At 68.9% G+C, this 19,177-nt stretch carries 19 protein-coding genes and 1 pseudogene; 12 read left to right on the top strand and 8 right to left on the bottom strand.

Annotation, left to right across the window (positions count from 1 at the left end):
* Positions 1 to 56 precede the first annotated feature (56 nt).
* From map to AC4D16_RS15255, 5 genes and pseudogenes are all read left to right on the top strand, one after another.
* Positions 57 to 833, top strand: coding sequence for a type I methionyl aminopeptidase (map, locus tag AC4D16_RS15235; RefSeq protein WP_490950056.1), 777 nt, complete (start codon positions 57 to 59; stop codon positions 831 to 833).
* A gap of 89 nt (positions 834 to 922) precedes the next feature.
* Positions 923 to 1,582, top strand: a complete 660-nt coding sequence (locus AC4D16_RS15240) for a DNA alkylation repair protein (RefSeq protein WP_490950057.1) — start codon at positions 923 to 925, stop codon at positions 1,580 to 1,582.
* A gap of 85 nt (positions 1,583 to 1,667) precedes the next feature.
* Positions 1,668 to 2,303, top strand: coding sequence for an isochorismatase family protein (locus tag AC4D16_RS15245; RefSeq protein ID WP_490950058.1), 636 nt, complete (start codon positions 1,668 to 1,670; stop codon positions 2,301 to 2,303).
* Positions 2,304 to 2,320: 17 nt separating this feature from the next.
* Positions 2,321 to 3,454, top strand: coding sequence for a GDSL-type esterase/lipase family protein (locus tag AC4D16_RS15250; protein ID WP_490955589.1), 1,134 nt, complete (start codon positions 2,321 to 2,323; stop codon positions 3,452 to 3,454).
* A 139-nt stretch (positions 3,455 to 3,593) separates the two neighbouring features.
* Positions 3,594 to 4,277 (top strand): annotated as a pseudogene (locus AC4D16_RS15255) (DUF2461 domain-containing protein).
* Here the strand turns inward: AC4D16_RS15255 and AC4D16_RS15260 are convergent.
* From AC4D16_RS15260 to AC4D16_RS15270, 3 genes are all read right to left on the bottom strand, one after another.
* Positions 4,244 to 5,485 (bottom strand): MFS transporter, encoded by a 1,242-nt coding sequence (locus AC4D16_RS15260; RefSeq protein WP_490955590.1) that lies wholly within the window; start codon positions 5,483 to 5,485, stop codon positions 4,244 to 4,246. The pseudogene AC4D16_RS15255 and the gene AC4D16_RS15260 overlap by 34 nt on opposite strands.
* 121 nt (positions 5,486 to 5,606) lie before the next feature.
* Positions 5,607 to 6,323, bottom strand: coding sequence for a VIT1/CCC1 transporter family protein (locus AC4D16_RS15265; protein WP_490955591.1), 717 nt, complete (start codon positions 6,321 to 6,323; stop codon positions 5,607 to 5,609).
* Between the two features lie 147 nt (positions 6,324 to 6,470).
* Positions 6,471 to 7,997, bottom strand: coding sequence for a SulP family inorganic anion transporter (locus AC4D16_RS15270; RefSeq protein WP_490955592.1), 1,527 nt, complete (start codon positions 7,995 to 7,997; stop codon positions 6,471 to 6,473).
* 55 nt (positions 7,998 to 8,052) lie between these two features.
* On the opposite strand from AC4D16_RS15270, the gene AC4D16_RS15275 reads away from it, so the two are divergent.
* The 3 genes from AC4D16_RS15275 to AC4D16_RS15285 all read left to right on the top strand — a co-directional run bounded on the left by AC4D16_RS15275 (position 8,053) and on the right by AC4D16_RS15285 (position 9,576).
* Entirely contained in the window at positions 8,053 to 8,430 is a 378-nt protein-coding gene (locus AC4D16_RS15275) for a MerR family transcriptional regulator (protein ID WP_490950065.1), read from the top strand.
* Between the two features lie 104 nt (positions 8,431 to 8,534).
* On the top strand, positions 8,535 to 9,140 hold the full coding sequence (locus AC4D16_RS15280; RefSeq protein WP_490955593.1) for a DUF308 domain-containing protein: 606 nt from the start codon (positions 8,535 to 8,537) through the stop codon (positions 9,138 to 9,140).
* 46 nt (positions 9,141 to 9,186) lie between these two features.
* The gene (locus AC4D16_RS15285; protein WP_490955594.1) at positions 9,187 to 9,576 is read left to right on the top strand and encodes a hypothetical protein; all 390 of its coding nucleotides are present in this window, start codon (positions 9,187 to 9,189) and stop codon (positions 9,574 to 9,576) included.
* A gap of 440 nt (positions 9,577 to 10,016) precedes the next feature.
* On the opposite strand, the gene AC4D16_RS15290 is transcribed toward AC4D16_RS15285, so the two are convergent.
* The 3 genes from AC4D16_RS15290 to AC4D16_RS15300 form a co-directional block, all read right to left on the bottom strand.
* Entirely contained in the window at positions 10,017 to 10,370 is a 354-nt protein-coding gene (locus tag AC4D16_RS15290; protein WP_490955595.1) for a hypothetical protein, read from the bottom strand.
* A gap of 86 nt (positions 10,371 to 10,456) precedes the next feature.
* Positions 10,457 to 11,203 (bottom strand): SDR family oxidoreductase, encoded by a 747-nt coding sequence (locus AC4D16_RS15295; protein ID WP_490955596.1) that lies wholly within the window; start codon positions 11,201 to 11,203, stop codon positions 10,457 to 10,459.
* Positions 11,204 to 11,240: 37 nt separating this feature from the next.
* On the bottom strand, positions 11,241 to 11,789 hold the full coding sequence (locus tag AC4D16_RS15300; protein ID WP_490955597.1) for a CGNR zinc finger domain-containing protein: 549 nt from the start codon (positions 11,787 to 11,789) through the stop codon (positions 11,241 to 11,243).
* A 96-nt stretch (positions 11,790 to 11,885) separates the two neighbouring features.
* Between AC4D16_RS15300 and AC4D16_RS15305 the strand changes: the two genes are divergently transcribed.
* Together AC4D16_RS15305 and AC4D16_RS15310 are read left to right on the top strand one after the other, a co-directional pair.
* Positions 11,886 to 12,857, top strand: a complete 972-nt coding sequence (locus tag AC4D16_RS15305; protein ID WP_490955598.1) for an EamA family transporter — start codon at positions 11,886 to 11,888, stop codon at positions 12,855 to 12,857.
* Positions 12,858 to 12,911: 54 nt separating this feature from the next.
* Positions 12,912 to 13,316 (top strand): SRPBCC family protein, encoded by a 405-nt coding sequence (locus tag AC4D16_RS15310; RefSeq protein WP_490955599.1) that lies wholly within the window; start codon positions 12,912 to 12,914, stop codon positions 13,314 to 13,316.
* 292 nt (positions 13,317 to 13,608) lie between these two features.
* Here the strand turns inward: AC4D16_RS15310 and AC4D16_RS15315 are convergent, their stop codons facing one another.
* Entirely contained in the window at positions 13,609 to 15,786 is a 2,178-nt protein-coding gene (locus AC4D16_RS15315) for a putative bifunctional diguanylate cyclase/phosphodiesterase (protein WP_490955600.1), read from the bottom strand.
* A 314-nt stretch (positions 15,787 to 16,100) separates the two neighbouring features.
* On the opposite strand from AC4D16_RS15315, the gene AC4D16_RS15320 reads away from it, so the two are divergent.
* On the top strand, positions 16,101 to 16,757 hold the full coding sequence (locus tag AC4D16_RS15320) for a TetR/AcrR family transcriptional regulator C-terminal domain-containing protein (RefSeq protein ID WP_490950137.1): 657 nt from the start codon (positions 16,101 to 16,103) through the stop codon (positions 16,755 to 16,757).
* Positions 16,758 to 16,900: 143 nt separating this feature from the next.
* Positions 16,901 to 17,914 (top strand): DUF808 domain-containing protein, encoded by a 1,014-nt coding sequence (locus tag AC4D16_RS15325; RefSeq protein WP_490955601.1) that lies wholly within the window; start codon positions 16,901 to 16,903, stop codon positions 17,912 to 17,914.
* Between the two features lie 10 nt (positions 17,915 to 17,924).
* On the opposite strand, the gene AC4D16_RS15330 is transcribed toward AC4D16_RS15325, so the two are convergent.
* Positions 17,925 to 19,175, bottom strand: a complete 1,251-nt coding sequence (locus AC4D16_RS15330; RefSeq protein ID WP_490955602.1) for an MFS transporter — start codon at positions 19,173 to 19,175, stop codon at positions 17,925 to 17,927.
* Positions 19,176 to 19,177: the final 2 nt, after the last annotated feature.

The following is a 19,177-nucleotide window of genomic DNA, read 5'->3' on the forward strand; positions in this document are numbered from 1 at the left end:
CCATCCTAATGCGGGATAGTATTACCGGGATAGTTATTGGTACTGAGAGGAAGCCCATGATCGAGATCCTGACTCCGGCCGAGGTTGCACGCGCGAGGGTCACCGGCGCGCTGGTGGCGGACATCCTCCAGTCCGTGCGGACGCGCGCAGCCGTCGGCACCAACCTCCTCGAGATCGACACGTGGACGAAGGAGATGATCCTCGGAGCGGGCGCTGAGTCCTGCTACGTCGACTACGCGCCGTCCTTCGGGCGTGGGCCGTTCGGCCACTACATCTGCACCTCCGTCAACGACGCCGTGCTGCACGGCCTGCCCCACGACTACGCCCTGGCGGCGGGGGATCTGCTGACGCTCGACCTCGCGGTGCTGAAGGACGGCGTCGCCGCGGATGCAGCCATCAGCTTCGTGGTGGGCGCGGAGCCGACGGCCGCTGACGCAGCGTTGATCGGCGCGACCGAGCGGGCACTCGCAGCGGGCATCGCCGCAGCCCGGCCGGGCGCGCGCACGGGCGATCTCTCCGCCGCGATCGGCGCCGTGCTCAGCGAGGCGGGATTCCCCATCAACACCGATTTCGGCGGCCACGGCATCGGCTCGACCATGCACCAGGAGCCGCACATCACCAACACCGGCCGGCCGGGCCGCGGGTACACGCTGCGCCCGGGCCTGATGCTCGCACTCGAGCCGTGGGTCATGACCGACACGGCGCAGCTCGTCACGGACGACGACGGTTGGACCCTCCGGAGCTCCACCGGCGCGCGCACGGCGCATACCGAGCACACCGTCGCCATCACGGAGGACGGCGCGGAGATTATGACGCTGCCCAGCACCCGCTGATCGCTACCGGGTAGGTGGCCAAACGGCGACGACGGCGGCACCATGGGGTGCAGACGCCCGCCCCGGCGTCGTGCAGGAGAAGGGCTGCCATGACCGTCGATGAGGTACTCGCCGAGCTGGCGTCGCTCGAGGATCCGCGCATGCGGGCGGTCAACGAGAGGCACGGCGACGATCACGGCGTGAACCTGACCGCCCTGCGCGCGCTCGCGAAGCGGTTGAAGGGACAGCAGGAGCTGGCACACGGGCTCTGGCGGACCGGCAACACAGCAGCTCGCCTCGTCGCGCTGCTGGTCCTCCGGCCACGCGACCTCCCGGCGGATCAGCTCGACGCCATGCTGCGTGAGGCACGCGTGCCCAAGGTGCACGAGTGGCTCGTCTCCTACGTCGTGAAGAAGAGCCCTCACGCCGAGCAGTTGCGCGTCCGCTGGTTCGCGGATCCGGACGACGTCGTGGCGAGTGCGGGCTGGTCCCTCACATCCGAGCGGGTGGTCCGGAAGCCCGACGGACTCGACCTCCCCGGCCTGCTGGACCTCATCGAAGCGAAGATGGCGGACGCGCCCGCGCGTCTCCAGTGGGCCATGAACCACACACTCGCGCAGATCGGGATCGAGCGCGAGGAGCTCCGTGCGCGGGCCGTCGACATCGGCGAGCGCCTCGGCGTGCTCAGGGACTACCCCACAGCACCGAACTGCACCTCGCCGTTCGCGCCGCTGTGGATCGGCGAGATGGTGCGGCGGAAGGCCGGGTAGGCCCGCTGGTCAGCGGCCGTTGCCCGTACATCGGTCTGCGAAAATCGAAGGGACACCGATCCCCGTCACTCAGGAGAACCTCACCATGGGCACTTCGCAGCGCGCTCTCGTCCTCGTCGACATCCAGCAGCAGTACTTCGGTGGCCTCCTCGAGATCCAGTACCCGCCCCACGGACAGTCCCTCCCGCGCATCACGGCGGCGATCGACGCGGCGACCTCCGCAGGCATACCGATCGTCGTCGTGCAGCACTCAGCCGGCGAAGGAGCTCCGGTGTTCGCACCCGGATCACCCGAGTACGAGCTGCACCCCGACGTCGAGAGCCGCCGCACGGGATCCTGGAAGAGCATCGTGAAGCAGTACGGGTCCGTCTACGCCGACACGGACCTCGCGGAGTGGCTCCGCTCGCACGGCATCGACACGGTCACCCTCGTGGGCTACATGACCAACAACTGCATCCTCGGGTCGGCCGTCGAGGCGGAGGCGCTCGGGTTCGCCACCGAGGTGCTCTCCGATGCGACGGGAGCGATCAACATCGCGAACGACGCCGGTTTCGCCGACGCGCGCACAGTCCACACCACCCTGCTTGCGCTGCTGAACTCCAACTGGGCGTCCGTCGGCACGACCGACGCGTGGATCGAGGCGCTCCCGGCCGGACAGGCGCTTCCCGGAAGTGATCTGGGCAGCTCGGCTGCGGCGGGTACCGCCCGCGTGGCCTCCTAGTGCCGAAGGTGCCGCGCATGGTCCTGACGCCGTTCACCCTCGACTTCGTTCGCGGTGCCGCCGAACTCGAATCCACAGCGCGCGGCACCCTCCCACACCGCCTGCCGTCCTGGGTGCGGGAGCAGTTCCCCGATCCGCAGCTGATGGCCATGGAAGCGCAGCCCTCGGGTATGCGTCTGGCCTTCCGTACGTCGTCGACCCGTTTCGATCTGGTGGTCCACCCCCACCGGGTGACCTACGTCGGTGCGGACCGCCCGCGCGGTCGGATGGACGTCGTCGTGGACGGCGTCCGGCACCTGCAGGACGAGCTCACCGGCGGCGATCAGCTGCAGGTGGATCTACGCACGGGGACATCGACCGCGATCCCGGGCGAGGAGCACACCCTCCACGTCGAGGGTCTGACGGGCGACGAGAAGCGCATCGACGTGTGGTTGCCGCACAACGAGGCGCTCGAACTGATCTCGCTGAGTTCCGACTCTCCCGTCAGGCCTGCTCCCGCGAGCCCCATCAGGTGGGTCCACTACGGGAGCTCCATCAGCCAGGGGTCGAACGCCGTGTCGCCGAGCGCCATCTGGCCTGCCGTGGCCGCCAGAACGGCCGGCGACGTCGACCTGCGGAACCTCGGATTCGGCGGGAGCGCCCTGGTGGATCCGTTCATGGCCCGGGTGATCCGTGACCTCCCCGCCGACCTCATCAGCGCGAAGGTCGGTATCAACGTCGTCAACCTCGACGCGATGCGCCTCCGCAGCTTCGTGCCCGCGATCCACGGGTTCCTCGACACCGTCCGTGACGGACACCCGACCACGCCCCTCGTCCTCATCTCGCCGATCTTCTGCGGGATGCACGAGCGGACGCCGGGACCCCTCGCCGTGGATCCAGACAGCCTGGGCACCGATCAGGTGCGCTTCATCGCGACCGGCACCGCAGGGGACACCCAGCAGGGCCGGCTCACGCTCGAGGTGATCCGTGATGCGCTCCGTGACGTGGTGGAAAGGCGGCAGGACCCGCACCTGCACTACCTCGACGGCACCGCGCTGTACGGGCCCGACGACGCGAATCAGCACCCGCTCCCCGACGGGCTCCACCCGAACACGGCCACGCACGAGCTGATCGGTCGCCGTTTCGCGGACCATCTTCCCGGGTACCGATGACGGCGGCATTGCCTGGTGACGGCGGCTTCGTCGTTGCCCGGCTTCTCCGGGGTGCCGGCGATGGCGCGACTTCCCGGGACAGCGCCCTCCCGCGATACTCGAGGAGTGCGCCCGGACGGGACGGCAGGAAGGCGCAGCCGTGACCCAGCAGGCCCTGTTCACCCGGAAAGCGTTCACGTTCCTCGACGGACTCGCGGACAACAACGCGCGCGAGTGGTTCGACGAGCACCGCGCCGAGTTCAAGCACGAGCTCGACGAGCCCTTCGAGTAACTGCTCGAGGTGGTCTCCGAGCGCCTCGACGGCAGCGACCTCCCGCTGAGTGGTGGGCGCGCCACGATGTTCCGCATCAACCGTGACGTGCGTTTCAGCCCGGACAAGTCCCCCTACAGCACGCACGTCTCGGGGATGCTCACGCGCTCGGGCACCAAGAACGAGACCGCGGCGCTCGTCTACGTCCAGGTCGGGGTGGACGGCGGGCTGCTGGCCGGCGGTCTGTACCGCCCGAATGCCGGAGCACTCGCGCCGATCCGGCGGGCCATGATCGACAACCCGGAGTCCCTCACGCGGATGAAGGGTGAGCTCGAGCGGGCAGGGCACGCCTTCGACCGGTCGGAGATGTTGAAGACCATGCCGCGCGGCATCGCCGAGCACTCCGGGCATCCGCTCGCCGACGATCTACGCCTGAAGGAGCTGATCATCACCGAGCAGCTCTCGAGGACCGCCTGCTGCGCGCCCGACCTCGTGCAACGGGTGGCCGATTTCGCGCTGGGGATCGCGCCCCTGCTCACCTACCTCGAGGACAACGGCGCGACGGCGTCCTGACGCTGCCGGGGCCACAGGCAGAGCGCCAGGAGCGTCCCGCTCAGCGCGAGCGCGCCGAGGACCAACGCCGCGACGCCCTGCCCCGCCGTCGCTCCGACCCACCCGGCGACCGGGTAGGCCAGGAGGAAGCAGGCGTGCGAGAGCGAGAACTGCGCGGTGAACAGAGAGCCCCGGGTCGCGTCCGAGGCCACCCGGCGGAGGAGGCGGGAGGACGGCGTGCTGATCATCGAGGTGCCGACCCCGAGAAGTACCCACAGCCCGAGGAATGCGGGCCACCCGGCCGACGTCGTCGCGCCTGGACCGATGGCGGCGAGCGCCGCCGCGGCTGGCAGCCCGAGGGTGAGGAGCACTCCTCCGGCGAGCATGAGGGTGCGGTCGGTCACCCGCTCGAGCAGCGGTGGAGCGGCGAACGCCACGAGCATGGATCCCGCTCCGAAGCAGGCGAGGGCCACCGCGACGTCCGTGGCTGATCCGCCGAACAGGTCCTGGGCGTACACGACCGTGTTGACGAGCACGAGGGCCGTGGCGCTCGCCACCACGAGGTCGAGGGCGAGCAGGCCGCGCAGCGACGGCTCCCGCAGGAAGATCCTCGTCCCGAGGGTGGTGCGGTGCAGCAGGGAACCCTGCCGGATGAACGGAACCTGCGGTAGTCGCGTCACCAGCACCAGTGCGGCCGAGACCAGGAACCCCACCGCCGTGCCGACGAACAGATCGTCGAACGTCGTGACGGTCAGCAGGGCGGCCGCGAGGACCGGGCTCGCGAGCGATTCGAGGTCGTACGCGACCCGGGAGAGCGACAGCGCCTTCGTGTAGTCCCGCTCCGCGGGCAGCACCACCGGGATGAGTGCCTGGAACGCCGGGGTGAAGGTGGCGGACGCCGACTGCAGCACGAACACGAGCACGTAGATCTGCCACACCTGGTCGATGAACGGCAGGCCGAGCGCGATCGCGGTCCGGACGAGGTCGGCCCCGATCAGGACGCCCTTCCGCGGGAGCCGTTCCACCAGCGCGGCCATGAGCGGTGCCACGCCCACGTAGGCGACCATCTTGATCGTCAGCGCGGTGCCGAGCACGGCTCCGGCCTGCGCGCCCGCCAGCTCGAACGCCAACAGACCCAGGGCCACCGTCAGCAGGCCCGTTCCGAGGAGGGCGACCACCTGGGCGGTGAAGAGGGTGCGGTAGGCGGGGTGGCGGAGGACGGTCAGCACGGGACGCTCATTCGGATGGGGGACGATTCCCCCGAACGACGAGGGTGAGTTGCGAGTGAAGGCTCATCCCGTCCCGCTGGCGTGACCACCGTGGCTGGTCGGAATGAGTTCATAGCGAGGATCATGAAATGCCGGTTGTGCCGAGGAGTGCGCCGACAAGATAGGTGAATGCCATCGCCAAGGCGCCGCCGAGGAGGAGGCGCACCATGGCGCGGCGTCGGGAGCTCCCGCCTACGTGAGCGCTGACAGCACCCGTGATGGTCAGTGCCACCAGTACCGCGACGAAGGTCAGCGGTATGCGAACCTCCGCCGGGAGGAGAAGAATCGCGAGCAGAGGCAGCACCGCTCCCGCTGCGAAGGCACCGGCGGACGCGAAAGCTGCTTGCCAGGGATTCGCGACCTCGAGTTCGTCGATGTTCAGCTCCGCCGAGAGGTGAGCAGCCAGAACATCATGCTCCGTCAGTTCGACGGCGACCTGCCGGGCTGTGGCGGGCGTGAGACCTCTGGCCTCGTACATCCCGGCGAGCTCATCGAGTTCGCCGTCGGGGTCGTCGCTCAACTCCTGGCGTTCCTTCTCGATCAGGGCTTCCTGGCTGTCCTTCTGACTGCTGACCGAGACGTACTCTCCCAGGGCCATCGAGACGGACCCGCCCACGACGGCGGCGGTTCCGGCGATCAGGATCGGGGCGATGGTGTTCGTCACCCCGGCGACGCCGATCACCGTGGCCGCTGTGGAGACGATCCCGTCGTTGGCGCCCAGCACTGCAGCACGCAACCAGTTCAATCGCGCCATCACACCGCTGTCGTGGGGCTCAGAAGGGTTCGTGGTATCCGTCATGTAGGCAGTCAACACCCGGGGGCCGGATCCATCCACGCAGGAACGGCTCACCTAACTGCTGAATGTGTCCAGGAATGGCGGCGGATAGGCAGGGTCAGCAGGAAGCTTGTGGTCAGAACGGGTATCCCGATGCGGCCGGGCGAACGATCAGTGACCGACGCCGAGCGTGCCGCCCAGGCGCTCGCGCATGGTGGTGGAGGCTTCGTTGAGACCCACGACCCTCACCTCGGTGCCGTGGCTGCGGTACTTCTCCTGGATCGCATCGAGCGCGGCGACGGTCGATGCGTCCCACAGGTGCGAGCCGTGCAGGTCGATGGTCACCCGATGCGGGTCGGTGGCGTACTCGAACTGCGTGTAGAGGTCGTTCGAGGACGCGAAGAACAGCTCACCGTCCACCGTGTACGTCGCGTGGCGCTCGCCGTCCTCGGTGTCCTCGGTGTCCTCGGTCCGGGTCACGGTGACGAAGTGCGCCACCCGGCGGGCGAAGGCGACCATCGCGACCAGGACGCCCACGCCGACGCCGATGGCGAGGTTGTGGGTCCAGACGGTGACGACGACCGTGGAGAGCATCACGGTGGTCTCGCTCTTCGGCATGCGCTTCAAAGTGGAGGGCTGGATGCTGTGCCAGTCGAAGGTGGCGATCGACACGAAGATCATGACGGCGACCAGGGCCGCCATCGGGATGAGGGCCACGATGTCGCCGAGGACGACGACGAGGACGAGAAGGAAGATCCCGGCCAGGAAGGTGGAGATGCGCGTGCGGGCGCCGGAGGCCTTCACGTTGATCATGGTCTGGCCGATCATGGCGCAGCCGCCCATACCCCCGAAGAATCCGGTGACGATGTTCGCCGCGCCCTGGCCCCAGGACTCCCGGGTCTTGTTCGAGCGGGTATCGGTGATGTCGTCCACGAGCTTCGCGGTCATCAGGGATTCCAGGAGCCCGACGGCGGCCAGTGCCAGCGCGAACGGGGCGATGATCTGCAGCGTGTCGAGGGTCAGCGGCACATTCGGGAGGACCAGGGACGGCAGGTTCTCGGGCAGCTCGCCCTTGTCCCCGACCGTGGGGACGAGCACGTTCGCGAGGACGGCGAAGACCGTCAGGACCACGATCGCGACGAGCGGCGCGGGGACGACGGCGGTGAGGCGGGGAAGTCCGAAGACGATGACGAGTCCCACCGCGACCATGGGGTAGACCAGCCAGGGCACGTCCACGAGTTCGGGGACCTGGGACAGGAAGATGAGGATGGCCAGGGCGTTGACGAAGCCGACCATCACGGAGCGCGGGATGAAGCGCATGAGGCGCGCGACCCCCGTGACACCGAGGATCACCTGGAACGTGCCCCCGAGGATGACGGCTGCGATGAAATAGTCGACGCCGTGACTCGCGACCAGCGGCGCGATGACGAGGGCGACGGCGCCGGTCGCGGCGGAGATCATCGCCGGGCGGCCACCGAGGAAGGCGATGGTGACCGCCATGGTGAAGGACGCGAACAGGCCGAGCCGCGGGTCCACCCCGGCGATGATGGAGAACGCGATGGCTTCGGGGATCAGGGCGAGGGCGACGACGAGCCCGGCCAGCACCTCGGTCTTCAGGAGGCGCGGGGTACGGAGTGTCCGCCGCACCGATTGGCGCTGGAGCGGAGTGAGGCCGAGGGGTGCTGGGATCGCTGACACTCGTTCAACCCTACTCTCACGTAAGGTGAGGGTTCAATCGGAAGGGAACGGTCCCATGGAGCAGCGCGTCATGCACATCGGCGAGGTCGCCGAGCGGACGGAGCTGTCGCTCCGGACCATCCGGCATTACGACGACGTCGGTATCCTTCCTGCCACGGCACGGACCGAGGGCGGCTTCCGCGTGTACACCGAGCACGACGTCGAGCGGTTGATGGTCATCCGGCGGATGAAGCCGCTGGGTTTCACGCTCGAGGAGATGAAGGACCTGCTGTCGATCCTCGACGCGCTGCGGCAACACCCGGACGGCTCCGCGGAGGCGGACCTCCGCGCCCGGCTTGCGGCCTTCAGGGCTGCGGCGGTGGAACGGCGGGAGACGATGATGCAGACTCTCGCCCGGGCCGACGAGTTCATCGCCGTCCTCTCGGACCTGTAGCCGCTTGGACCACGTTTGCGGGACGGCCGACCAGTACCCCCTTCAGAAGAACTAAACTCGACCTGCCGGGCTGCTCCGTCCGCCACACCTGAAAGGTCCTTCCGATGGCTGTTGCCTCGCCCGCGCCGGGCGCCGACCCCGCTGCCCTGCAGGTGTGGAAGCCCTTCCTGACCCGGTCCGTGGTCAGCGCGGTCTTCGGGCTCGTCACCATCTTCATCCGCGAGCCGTCCACGCTCACCATGTCGTTGCTCGGAGGCGCGTACCTGCTGCTCACCGGGACGGCCTACCTCTGGACCCACCGGCTCAAGCGCTGGGGTCGGTCCTCGCGGTTGCTCACCGACGTCGGGGCGGGCCTGCTCCTCGGAGCGGGCATCGCGAGCCTCGTCTTCGTCGACGATCGCAGCTTCGCCTTCGCGGGGGCCGTCGCCCTCGTGGTCGGTGGTATCGCCGAACTCGTCCGAGGGCTCGGCACCCGGACGCATCCGGCCGGGAGGGACCTGATCACCATCGGCGTGGTGGGCATCGCCACCGGGCTGATCCTCCCCTTCGTCGAGCCGCTCGGTCCGCACGCCCTCCTCGGCGTGACCGGCGGCGGAGCGCTGCTGACCGCCGTCGTGCTCGGGATCGCGGCCCTGAGCTACCGGCACGATTCCGCGCTCAGCGCATCCGCCGTTCCCGGGACGCACGGGGAGCAGGACACCGTAAACTGAGGTCTCTACGCCGCGTAGAAGTCAGGTCGATCGAAAAGGAGTGCCCGTGGCCAAGCGTCAGCCGGGAGCGCCCAGGCAGGGCCGTTTCCGCTACGGCATCAAGGCTCCACTGCTCTTCTCCGCTGTCCTCGGTCTGGTGGCCGGCGTCGCGACCTCGATCTTCGCGACCGGCGGCGGCAACAAGGTGCTGCGGTACGATCTCGGGCTGACCGCCGGCGGCATCGCCTTCATCGTCTCGCTCGTGATCTGCGCCATGCTCATGATGGCGGAGACCCCGAACCCCGAGCACCTCGGGAAGGGCTCGGGCGTCAACCGTTCCTCGTCGAAGCCCGACCGTAAGCCGCAGGCCCCGGGGGCGACAGCCGCTCCCGCGCCGGCGAAGGACGCCGAGGGCGAGCCCCGGTACGGTCAGCGCCTGCCCGACCAGGACTTCTAGCCTCTCCCTCCACCCGCTGTTGGCCTCCCTCGTGAGTTCATCGAGGGGCACCTCGGGGCCCCGTCGGCACCGTCCCGCTCGTCGTCGAGGACGTACCCAACAGCCGCTTCGTCGACGCCGACATCATCCTCGAATCACTGGCGGAACCGGACGCGCGGCTGGTGGGCATCGGCGGCGGCGACCAACGCCACCACCTCTCCCTCTCCGACGTGATCCAGCAGGCGGGGGCGTACGCCACCTTCCCCCTCTCGTAACCCGATTACGCCAACCTGGCGGTCGGTCCCGACGCGCAGCGACAGGTCCTGGCCTTCGGTCTGCGCCGACGACGTCGAGCCTCCGGGCACCCCCGCCGATGACGACCCTCCCACCGGTGCGCGGTGAGCGGGGCCTGACGCCGGCCGAACCGGCACCTGACCGAAGCGCCCGTCGAGTCGGGTGGGTCAGAGGAGGTCGGGGAGGACGAGCGCCGTCACGGCGAAGGCCGATCCGACCACCACCGCCATGACCCCGAACAGTCGCGCGTACAGGGGTGTGGAGAGGAAGGACCGCGAGTAGTCGGCGCCCATGGGCCGGTACTCCTTGATGGCGGTGGCCATGCCGTCGGCGGTGCCGTTGATGTTGAGGCTCGCGGAGAGACCCAGCAGGACGAACAGGGTGCCCACCCCCACGAAGGCGTACCGCTGCAGTTCATCAAGATCCATCACGAAGGTGACGAACAGGACCACGAAGCCGAGGAAGATCAGGACGTAGAGCGTCTTCGCGGGTTGCGGGAGCCTGCCGATGAAGGAGAACATCCGGTCAGCCTACGACGGCCGACCATCGGGGAGCAGGCGCACGCCGAGGATCAGCGGCTCAGGTGCACTGCGTGCCACGAGGGCCTCTAGCGCCGCTGGTTGATCAGCTGCACGAAGCGCGCGGGCGCGATCCTCGACCCCGCCCGCAGTCGCTTGGCCCCGCCGACGGCGATCTCCTCCAGCCCGCGGTCCAGCCCCCGCAGCGTCTCGGCGATGAAATCGTCCAGCGCCATGACGCCCGGCGGCGTGCGGGTCTGGCCGCGGTGCAGGTTGGTGGCGACGGCCGGCGGGATCAGCTCGACCACGTCCACACCCGTGCCCTGCAGCTGGTGCCGCAGCGACATCGTGAACGAGTGGACCGCCGCCTTCGTCGCGGAGTAGACCGGCGCCGCGGTCAGCGGGACGAAGCCCAGGCCCGAGCTGACGTTGACGAACGTGGAGGAGGCCTGCAGGCGGAGCAGCGGCACGAAGGCGTTGGCCATGTGCAGCACGCCCTTGAGGTTGGTGTCGATCTCCTCGTCGAGCCGCCGAGGGTCCACGGGTGCTTCGGTGAAGTCGATGAGGCGCTGCACACCGGCGTTGCTGATCACGGCGTCGAGCCCGGGGTGACGCTCCGCGATGCGCGCGGCGGCGTCGTACACCGACTCCGCGTTGCCGACATCCACGAGCTCCATCTCCATGCCGGGGTTCGCCGCCACCACCTCCATGAGGCCGGCGGCGTTGCGACCGCCGATGATCACCCTGACGCCGCGCCGGTGCAGCGCCTCGGCGAGGCCGCGGCCTATCCCGGAGTTGCCGCCGGTGATGAACAGGGTGGAGGGCGAGAAGGTCATGCGCCCAGCGTAGGACCGCGCGGCGCCGGCCCGGGCCTCATGACGCGGTCTGCGCCTTCCTCGCCCGGTAGGCCTTCACGTGTGTGCGGTTGGCGCAGTTGCCGGTGTCGCAGAACCGCTTGGAGCGGTTGCGGCTGAGGTCCAGCACCACGCCGTCGCAGTCCTCCGCCGCGCACGCGCGCAGGCGGTCGAGTTCATGGCCGCGGATGACGTCGGCGAGGGCCATGGCGGCCTCGGTGGCCATGCGCTGCTCGAGCGGGGCCTCCGGCCCGGTGGCGTGGAGGTGCCAGTCCCACTCGTCGTGGCGCACGAGCTGAGGGAGTGCGTGGTGCTGCCGGAGGATCGCGTTGACGTGCGCGACGGCGTCGTCCTCCTCCGCGAACCAGATCAGCTCGAGTTCGGTGCGGAGTTCCCGGACGGCGTCGAGCTCCGCGCGTGTGTGGGTGCGCGAGCCGCTGAAGCGCTGCTCGTCGAGGAAGCGGTCGAGTCCGTCGAGAGTGTCCAGGGGGTCCACGTCGTCCCGGGCGGTGTTGATGAGCGCTGCCGCGGAGGAGAGCGCCACCTCGGTGTCATAGGTGAAAAGCATGTTGACTCCTGACATGATGCTCCTCTAGTGTCACGACCATCACTACCGAACGCTCCTGACACCTGTGCAGCACGAGCGTACCCGAAAGGAGCGGACATGCGTCCCGCCGCCGGTCTCTGGATCGCCATCCTGTCCGCTGCGACGTTCGGCGTCTCCGGACCCTTCGCCAAGTCGCTCCTCGAGATCGGCTGGAGCCCCGGCGCCGCCGTCGGGCTGCGTATCGGGGGCGCCGCCGTCGTGCTCCTGGTCCCGGTGCTGATGGCCCTGCGCGGACGCTGGTCCGCGATGCGCGGCAACGCGCTGACGGTGATCATCTACGGCACCACGGCGATCGCCCTCTGCCAGCTCTTCTACTTCAACGCGGTGCAGCGCATGTCAGTCGGCGTCTCGCTGCTGCTCGAGTACCTCGCGCCCGTGCTCCTCGTCGGCTACCTCTGGCTGCGCTCGAAGAAGCGCCCCAACGCACTCACGATGATCGGCTCCGTGATCGCGATCCTCGGGCTCCTCCTGGTGCTCGACCTCGCGGGGGACGCCCGGCTGGACCCGGTGGGCGTGCTCTACGGGCTCGGTGCCGCCGTCTGCCTGATGGTCTACTTCGTGATGTCCGCGAAGATCGACGACACCCTGCCACCGCTGGTCATGGCGGGCGGCGGCATGGTGGTCGCCTCCGCCGTCATCCTGGTCCTCGGGCTCACGAACATCATGCCGTTCCGCTTCGTGTTCGAGGACGTCCAGCTCGCGGGGCACACCGTGAGCTGGCTCGTCCCGGTGGCCGTGCTGGTGCTCGTCGCGACGGTCGCCGCCTACGTCACGGGCATCCTCGCGGCGCAGCGGCTCGGCTCGAAGGTTGCGAGCTTCGTGGCCCTCACCGAGGTGATGTTCGCGGTGCTGGCGGCCTGGCTGATCCTCGGCGAACTGCCGGGTGCGGTGCAGCTCCTCGGCGGGCTCCTGATCGTGGCCGGCGTGGTGTGCGTGCGCGTGGACGAGCTGCGCTCCACGGATTCCGACGACGCCGACGCGGCGATCGTGGAGAGGCCCAACCCCGTGGAGCCGCTCCCGCGGGTCTGAGCGGCCGGGACCCGGCCCTTCCCGGACCCCGGAGGTGGGTGCGAGGCTGGCACCATGCGAAGTCAACATGTCAGCCGTGTCATCGCCGCGCCGCCGGAGGCCGTCTACGCCGTGGCCTCGGACCCCGGCAACCTCGCGGCCTGGGCTGCCGGTCTCGCGACCTCCGAGGTGGTCCAGGACGGCGAGCTGCTGTACGTCGAGTCCCCGATGGGCCGGGTGGTGGTCCGTTTCGTCGAACGGAACGGCCTCGGGGTGCTCGACCACGACGTCACGCTGCCGTCGGGAACGGTGGTGACCAACCCCTTCCGCGTCCTGGCTCACCCGCTCGGCGCCGAGGTGGTCTTCACCGTCCGGCAACTCGACCTCAGTGACGACGAGTTCGACCGCGACGTCCAGCTGGTCGGAGCAGACCTCGACCGCCTTGCGGCACTCGTGGCTGCGCGGGCGGGCGCCCGGTAGGCGCGCGCCCGTCCCGGATGGTCGCTCCGGACGCGGCGAACGACGTCGCCCTGGCGGGTGACACCGTTACCACCACACGAAAGCCGATCGGCACAGTGTCCCCGTGCCCTCGGCCGCCGCCAGCGTCGTCGGTGGACGACGTCGCCGCCGGGACCTGAGGTCGAGCTCCCTCGTGAGCACGCTGCGGGTGGTCTCCCTCGGCGTCTCATCCGTCCGAGCCACCAGCGACGAAAGGTGCGCACAGGGCGGCCAGGAGGCCGTCGACCGTAGTCGCCCCTCGCTCACCCCTCGCTCAGGGTTCATCGCTCGCGACGACCGCGCGTCGTGTCCCGGCGTCGCGCGGCTCCTCGTGCTGCGCCACAAGGCCGATGATCCATCGGATGAGGGAACTGCTCGAGGTCTCGCGCGCGCCCTGCGCCAGGTGCTGCTGCGCGTGCTCCCGTAGTATGCCGGGCCCCGCCTCCCTGCGTTCCAGGAACACGGAGAACGGGCATTTCTCCAGCTCGAGAGGGTGCGGAGCGGCGCGTCGGGCGAACTGCCAGTGGTAGGCGAGCGCACCGAGTGCCGTCTGCGGCGTCGACCCGTCGAGCGTGTAGTCGAAGGACGACACCCAGCGGAAGGACTCTTCGGCGGTCATGGGCCGTGTGAAGAAGTAGCCCTGACCCAGCGGCGCTCCGAGGATCGCGGCCGCTTCGGTGAGGTCCAGGTCCTCCAACCCCTCGATCACCACGTCCATGGCGAAGTCGCGGCCGAGCTGGATGAGGGTCGCCATCATGCTCAGCGTTTCCAAGGGCCGTTCGTGGACGCCCTGGAGCAGCCCGCGGTCCACCTTGAGGGCATCGAAGGGGAAGGAGGACAGCCGCTGCAGACTGCTGTACCCCGAGCCGAGATCATCCATGGCGAGGCCCACACCGAGAGCGGTGAGTTCCTGCAAGGCGGCGCGTTGGGCATCGAGCTGCATGTCCTGTGATTCCAGCAGCTCGAGGCCCAGCCTGTCGGGTCGGATGTCACGGCTGCGCAGGAGCTCGTCGATGCGCCGCGGCAGGCACTCGTCGTGCAGGATCTCGGGGGGCAGGTTGACGGAGACGTCGTGGTGCACCCCCAGGCGGTCCCAGGATGCGATGACGTCCAGCGCTTGTTCGAGGACGCCCCCGAACAACCGGTTCTGGTCCTCAATGGTGAGGTGGGGGAGGAATTCGTCCGGGTGGGCAATCTGGTTGGATGGCAGTTTCAGCCGTGCCAACGCCTCGAGAAGGTGCACCGACCCGTCCCGGAGGTCCACCACGGGTTGGAAGTGCACCACGATGCCGCCATTGGACACGGCCTCACGCACAGTCCCGGGATCAACGGCCGGACGCCGGGGGAGCGTGCCGTCGGCGATCGGGTCGGCGATCGTTGTGTCCGTCCCGGACCCGACGCCGTGTCCGCTCGGCCCGATGCGCGCGTTCCGGCGTTCGGAATGGTGCCCGCCGGCGAAACTCCACCAGGACGGATCCCGAGGCGGGCGGTTCCTGGCGGCGTCCAGCGCCTGGTCGGCACTGCTCAGGATCGAGCGCCTGTCGACCCCGTCGGCTGGGACCAGCGCCACTCCGAGGCTCATGCCGATGCGCACTTCCCGGCCTCCCAGCACGAAGGGTTCTTCGACGGCGCGGTGGAAGCGGTCGAGGATCTCCTGGACGTCCCGGGTCGAGGTGTGCCGGGAGATGTTGCGGAGCAGGAGCAAGAATTCGTCCCCACCCATGCGGGCGAGGATGTCACCGGGCGGGAGCAGGGCCTTCGACCGGGTGGCCCACTGTTTCAGCAGCGAATCCCCGGCAGCGTGCCCGAGAGTGTTGTGCACCAGGCGGGAGCCGTCGAGGTCTATCAGGGCGACGGCGACGGTCGTGTTCTGACCCGCGGGCATCCCCACGGCCTCGGCCACCGCCTGCTCAGCTGCTGTCCGGTTGGGGAGCCCGGTGGCGTGGTCGTGGAAGCCCTGCACCTGGAACTTCCCGAGCTGGGCAACCCTGTTGCTGATGTCGCTCTGCACACTCACGAAGTGGCTCACCTGGTGGCCGCCGCCGACGCGCAGCGGCATGATGCTCAGCTCTGTCCAGAACGGGGTTCCGTCCTTCCGGTAGTTCAGCAACTCGCCATGGAACGCCTGGCCCGAGGACAGCACGTCCGACAGGTGCCCTGTGACCTTCCTGTCCGTTCCCGCTCCCTGCAGGATCCGACAGTCGCGCCCGATCATGTCCGTCGCCTCGTATCCCGTCATCGCGCAGAACGAGGCGGAGACATGGAGGATGCTGCGTGACGCGTCCGTGATGACGGCTATGTCGGCCGTGGTCCGCCGGGCTGCTGCGATGACGGGCGCGAGGTCGACGTCCTGCCTGGTTCGTTCGGAGGGGTCGGGAACCGCAGCTGATCGACCTGGACCGCCGGGCGCACCCGGCCGATCGGGATTGCCCGCACGCGCATACGAATTCATGGTCTCCCTCGTGGGATCGGTGGTCGGCCCGGGCTCGTCAGGCTGCTGTCCTGGCAACAGCCGGGAGTATGCTCAGAGCGCCTCCAGGTTCCCTTCTACAATGTAGTAGCTATGCTGTAGTAGCTACAGCGTAGAGGTTACAGCGCGGGGGAGAAGGCGGCAAGCCATTGATGACACCCGACGTGAGGGAACACGTGAGCAGACCTGAGGTACCGATCGACGCATCCCGATCCGCCGACCTGCCCGGAACCCAGGACCCACCCCGAAGCGGCAACGGCGCCGCGGCGACCACATCAGACCAGCGGGAGGGCAGGCTGAACCGCGCGGTCGTCCTCCAGGCTGCCCTGGACCTGGTCGACGCACACGGTCTGGAGGCACTGACCATGCGCAGACTGGGCACTGAACTCAACAAGGACCCGATGGCTCTCTACCGCTACGCGGCCAACCGGGATGCATTGCTCGACGGGATCACCGAGCTGTTGCTCGAGGAGTGGGATGTAGCGCGTTCCGAGGACTCCTTCTCCTGGGAGGACCAGCTGCGGAAGGCCGCACATGACTTCCGCACGCTCGTGCTCGCGCACCGCCACGTCGTCCCACTTCTCGTGACACGTCCCCTGTCCACGCCGATGGGGTTGCGCCCGCTGGGTGTCCTGCGTCCGCTCGAGCGGATCCTCGCCGTCCTCAGCGGCGCCGGTTTCAGCCCTGCAGCTGCCCTTCATGCGTACCGGGCCTATTACGGCTTCCTCATCGGTCACATCCTGAACGAGCTCGAGGAGTTCGTCGTCAACCCGGACGAGGATGAGCTCGGTCTGAGACTGGGGCTGCACCGGCTACCGAAGAAGGACTTCCCTTACCTGCGCGAGCTGGCCCCCTTGCTGCTCGGCTACGACGGCGAAGCGGAACTCGACCAGGGCATCACGATCCTGCTCCAGGGGCTGCAGGCGCAATTGCTCGATCCTCCGAAGAGCTAGGACGCCGCGAGTAACGACGTCGATGACATCCGCTCGACCTTTCCGCCGCCGACGCCGTCGCGCCGTCCGCTCTATACTCCGAGCATGCCGATTTTGCTCGAACGACAAGGTCATCGCACGCTCATCACGCTTCGCGTGGCGCTGTGAGCGGCGGTCTGTTCGCCCTGCTCGACGACGTCGCGGCCCTCGCCCGCGTCGCCGCGGCGTCGGTGGACGACGTCGCCGCCGGAGCGGCCCGCGCCAGCGTCAAGGCCGCCGGCGTGGTCATCGACGACGCCGCCGTGACCCCGCAGTACGTCTCCGGAGCCGATCCCTCGCGGGAGCTCCCCATGATCAAGCGCATCTTCTGGGGTTCGCTGCGGAACAAGCTCCTCTTCATCCTGCCGGCGCTGCTGCTCATCAGCGCGTTCATCCCGGGGATCATCCCGTTCATCCTGATGGCAGGCGGTACCTACCTCTGCTACGAGGGCGCCGAGAAGGTCTGGCACAAACTCCACCCGACCCACCACGACGAGAAGAAGCCCGCGGTGGAGCAGGGACCCGAGGCGGAGTCGAAGGTCACGAAGGGCGCCATCACCACCGATTTCATCCTCTCCTGCGAGATCATGGTCATCTCGCTCAACGAGGTGGCGAGCGAGTCCATCTGGTCCCGCGCGCTCATCCTCGTGGTCGTCGCGATCCTCATCACGGTCGTGGTGTACGGGGCCGTCGCGCTGATCGTCAAGATGGACGACATCGGCCTGCACCTCACCACCAAGGACTCGGCGGGCGCCAAGCGTTTCGGTGCAGCGCTCGTGAAGGGCATGCCGAAGGTCCTGGCGTTCATCACCCTCGTCGGCACTGTGGCCATGCTGTGGGTGGGCGGGCACATCATGCTGCAGGGCGCCTACGATCTCGGCTGGCACGCGCCCTACGACCTGGTGCACTCCCTCGAGGAGCCGTTCGTCGGCATCGCGGCCGTGGGCGGCGCTCTGGCCTGGATCGTGAACACCCTGTGCTCCGCGATCGTCGGCGCCATCTGGGGCGCGGTCGTCATGGCCGTCATCCACCCGCTGCTGAAGGTGCTGCCCTTCGGCAAGGACAAGGGTGGTCACGAGGAGGGCGACATCCGCGCCGCCCTGGCCGGTCACAAACGGACCGGGAGCACCGCCCGCTGACCAGCGCGCGTCAGGACTCGACGTCGGCGGCGTCGATCGCCGCGTCCGTCAAGAAGGGCATGAGGGTGAGCAGCGAGAGAGCGAGCACGCCCATGATGCCGAACATGACCTGCAGCCCCAGCCACTGCGCCAGCACTCCGCCGGTCGCGGCGCCGAGCGGCATGGACCCCCACGCCAGCAGGCGGTAGGCGCTGTTGACCCTGCCGAGCAGGCGGTCGGGCGCAATGCGCTGGCGGACGGACACGGTGATGACGTTCCACAGCACGACGGCGACGCCGCCCACGAAGAGCGCCGCTCCCAGCGCGTACGGGCTGGTGGTCAGCGCGGGGGCTCCGATGAACACCGAGAAGCCGACGACGGACGCGGCCAGCGCCCACGAGCGTCCGAGCGCGGCCTCGATCCGCTCGGCGACGAAGGACCCGACGATGGACCCCAGCGCGGCGGTGGTCAGCAGGACGCCGAACTCCACCTCGCTCAGTCCCATCGCGGAACCGGGCCCCACGGCGAAGAGCACCAGGACGGCGAACGCCGCATTGGAGGCGAAGTTGGAGACCCCCGTCATGACGGCGAGCGTGCGGAGGATCTTCTGGTGCCAGAGGAAGCGCAGGCCCTCGGCGACGTCGTGGCGGAGGGTGGCCCGCACCTCGCGTCCGATCCGGAAGCTACCGCGGACCAGCAACAGGCTCCCGACGGCGGCGAGCCAGAGTGCGGCCGGCACGGCGAACCCGGCGACCACTCCGGCGGCGACCAGGAAGCCGCCCAGGGGATGCCCCACGAATTGGTTGGTGGTCAGCTCCACGGCGTACAGCCTGCCGTTGGCGCGGGAGAGCTGATCGCGGCGCACGAGTTGCGGGAGGATCGACTGCGCCGAGGTGTCGTACAGCGTCTCGGCCACGCCGACCAGCAGCGCGCCGACGTAGAGCGCCCACCGGGAGCCGGGATCCAGCAGGATCACGGCCACCAGGGCGGCCGGGAGGATGGCCCGGCACAGGTTCGCGGCCAGCATGAGCCGACGCCGGTCCAGGCGGTCGGCGAGTGCACCGGCCGTCAGCGCGAACAGGAGCCACGGCAGGGTCGCGGCGATGGACAGCCCGGCGATCAGCGTGGGGGACTGCGTGTACTGGATGGCGAGGAGCGGCAGCGCGATCTTGAAGACGCCGTCGGCCAGGTTGGAGAGCCCGGAGGACGTCCACAGACGCCAGTAGGCAGGACCGAGGGGCCCTCGGTCCTGCCCGTTCGCTACTGGTGCGTCCTGACCCATGG

It is taken from the genome of Arthrobacter sp. TJ-236 (genome assembly GCF_058269235.1).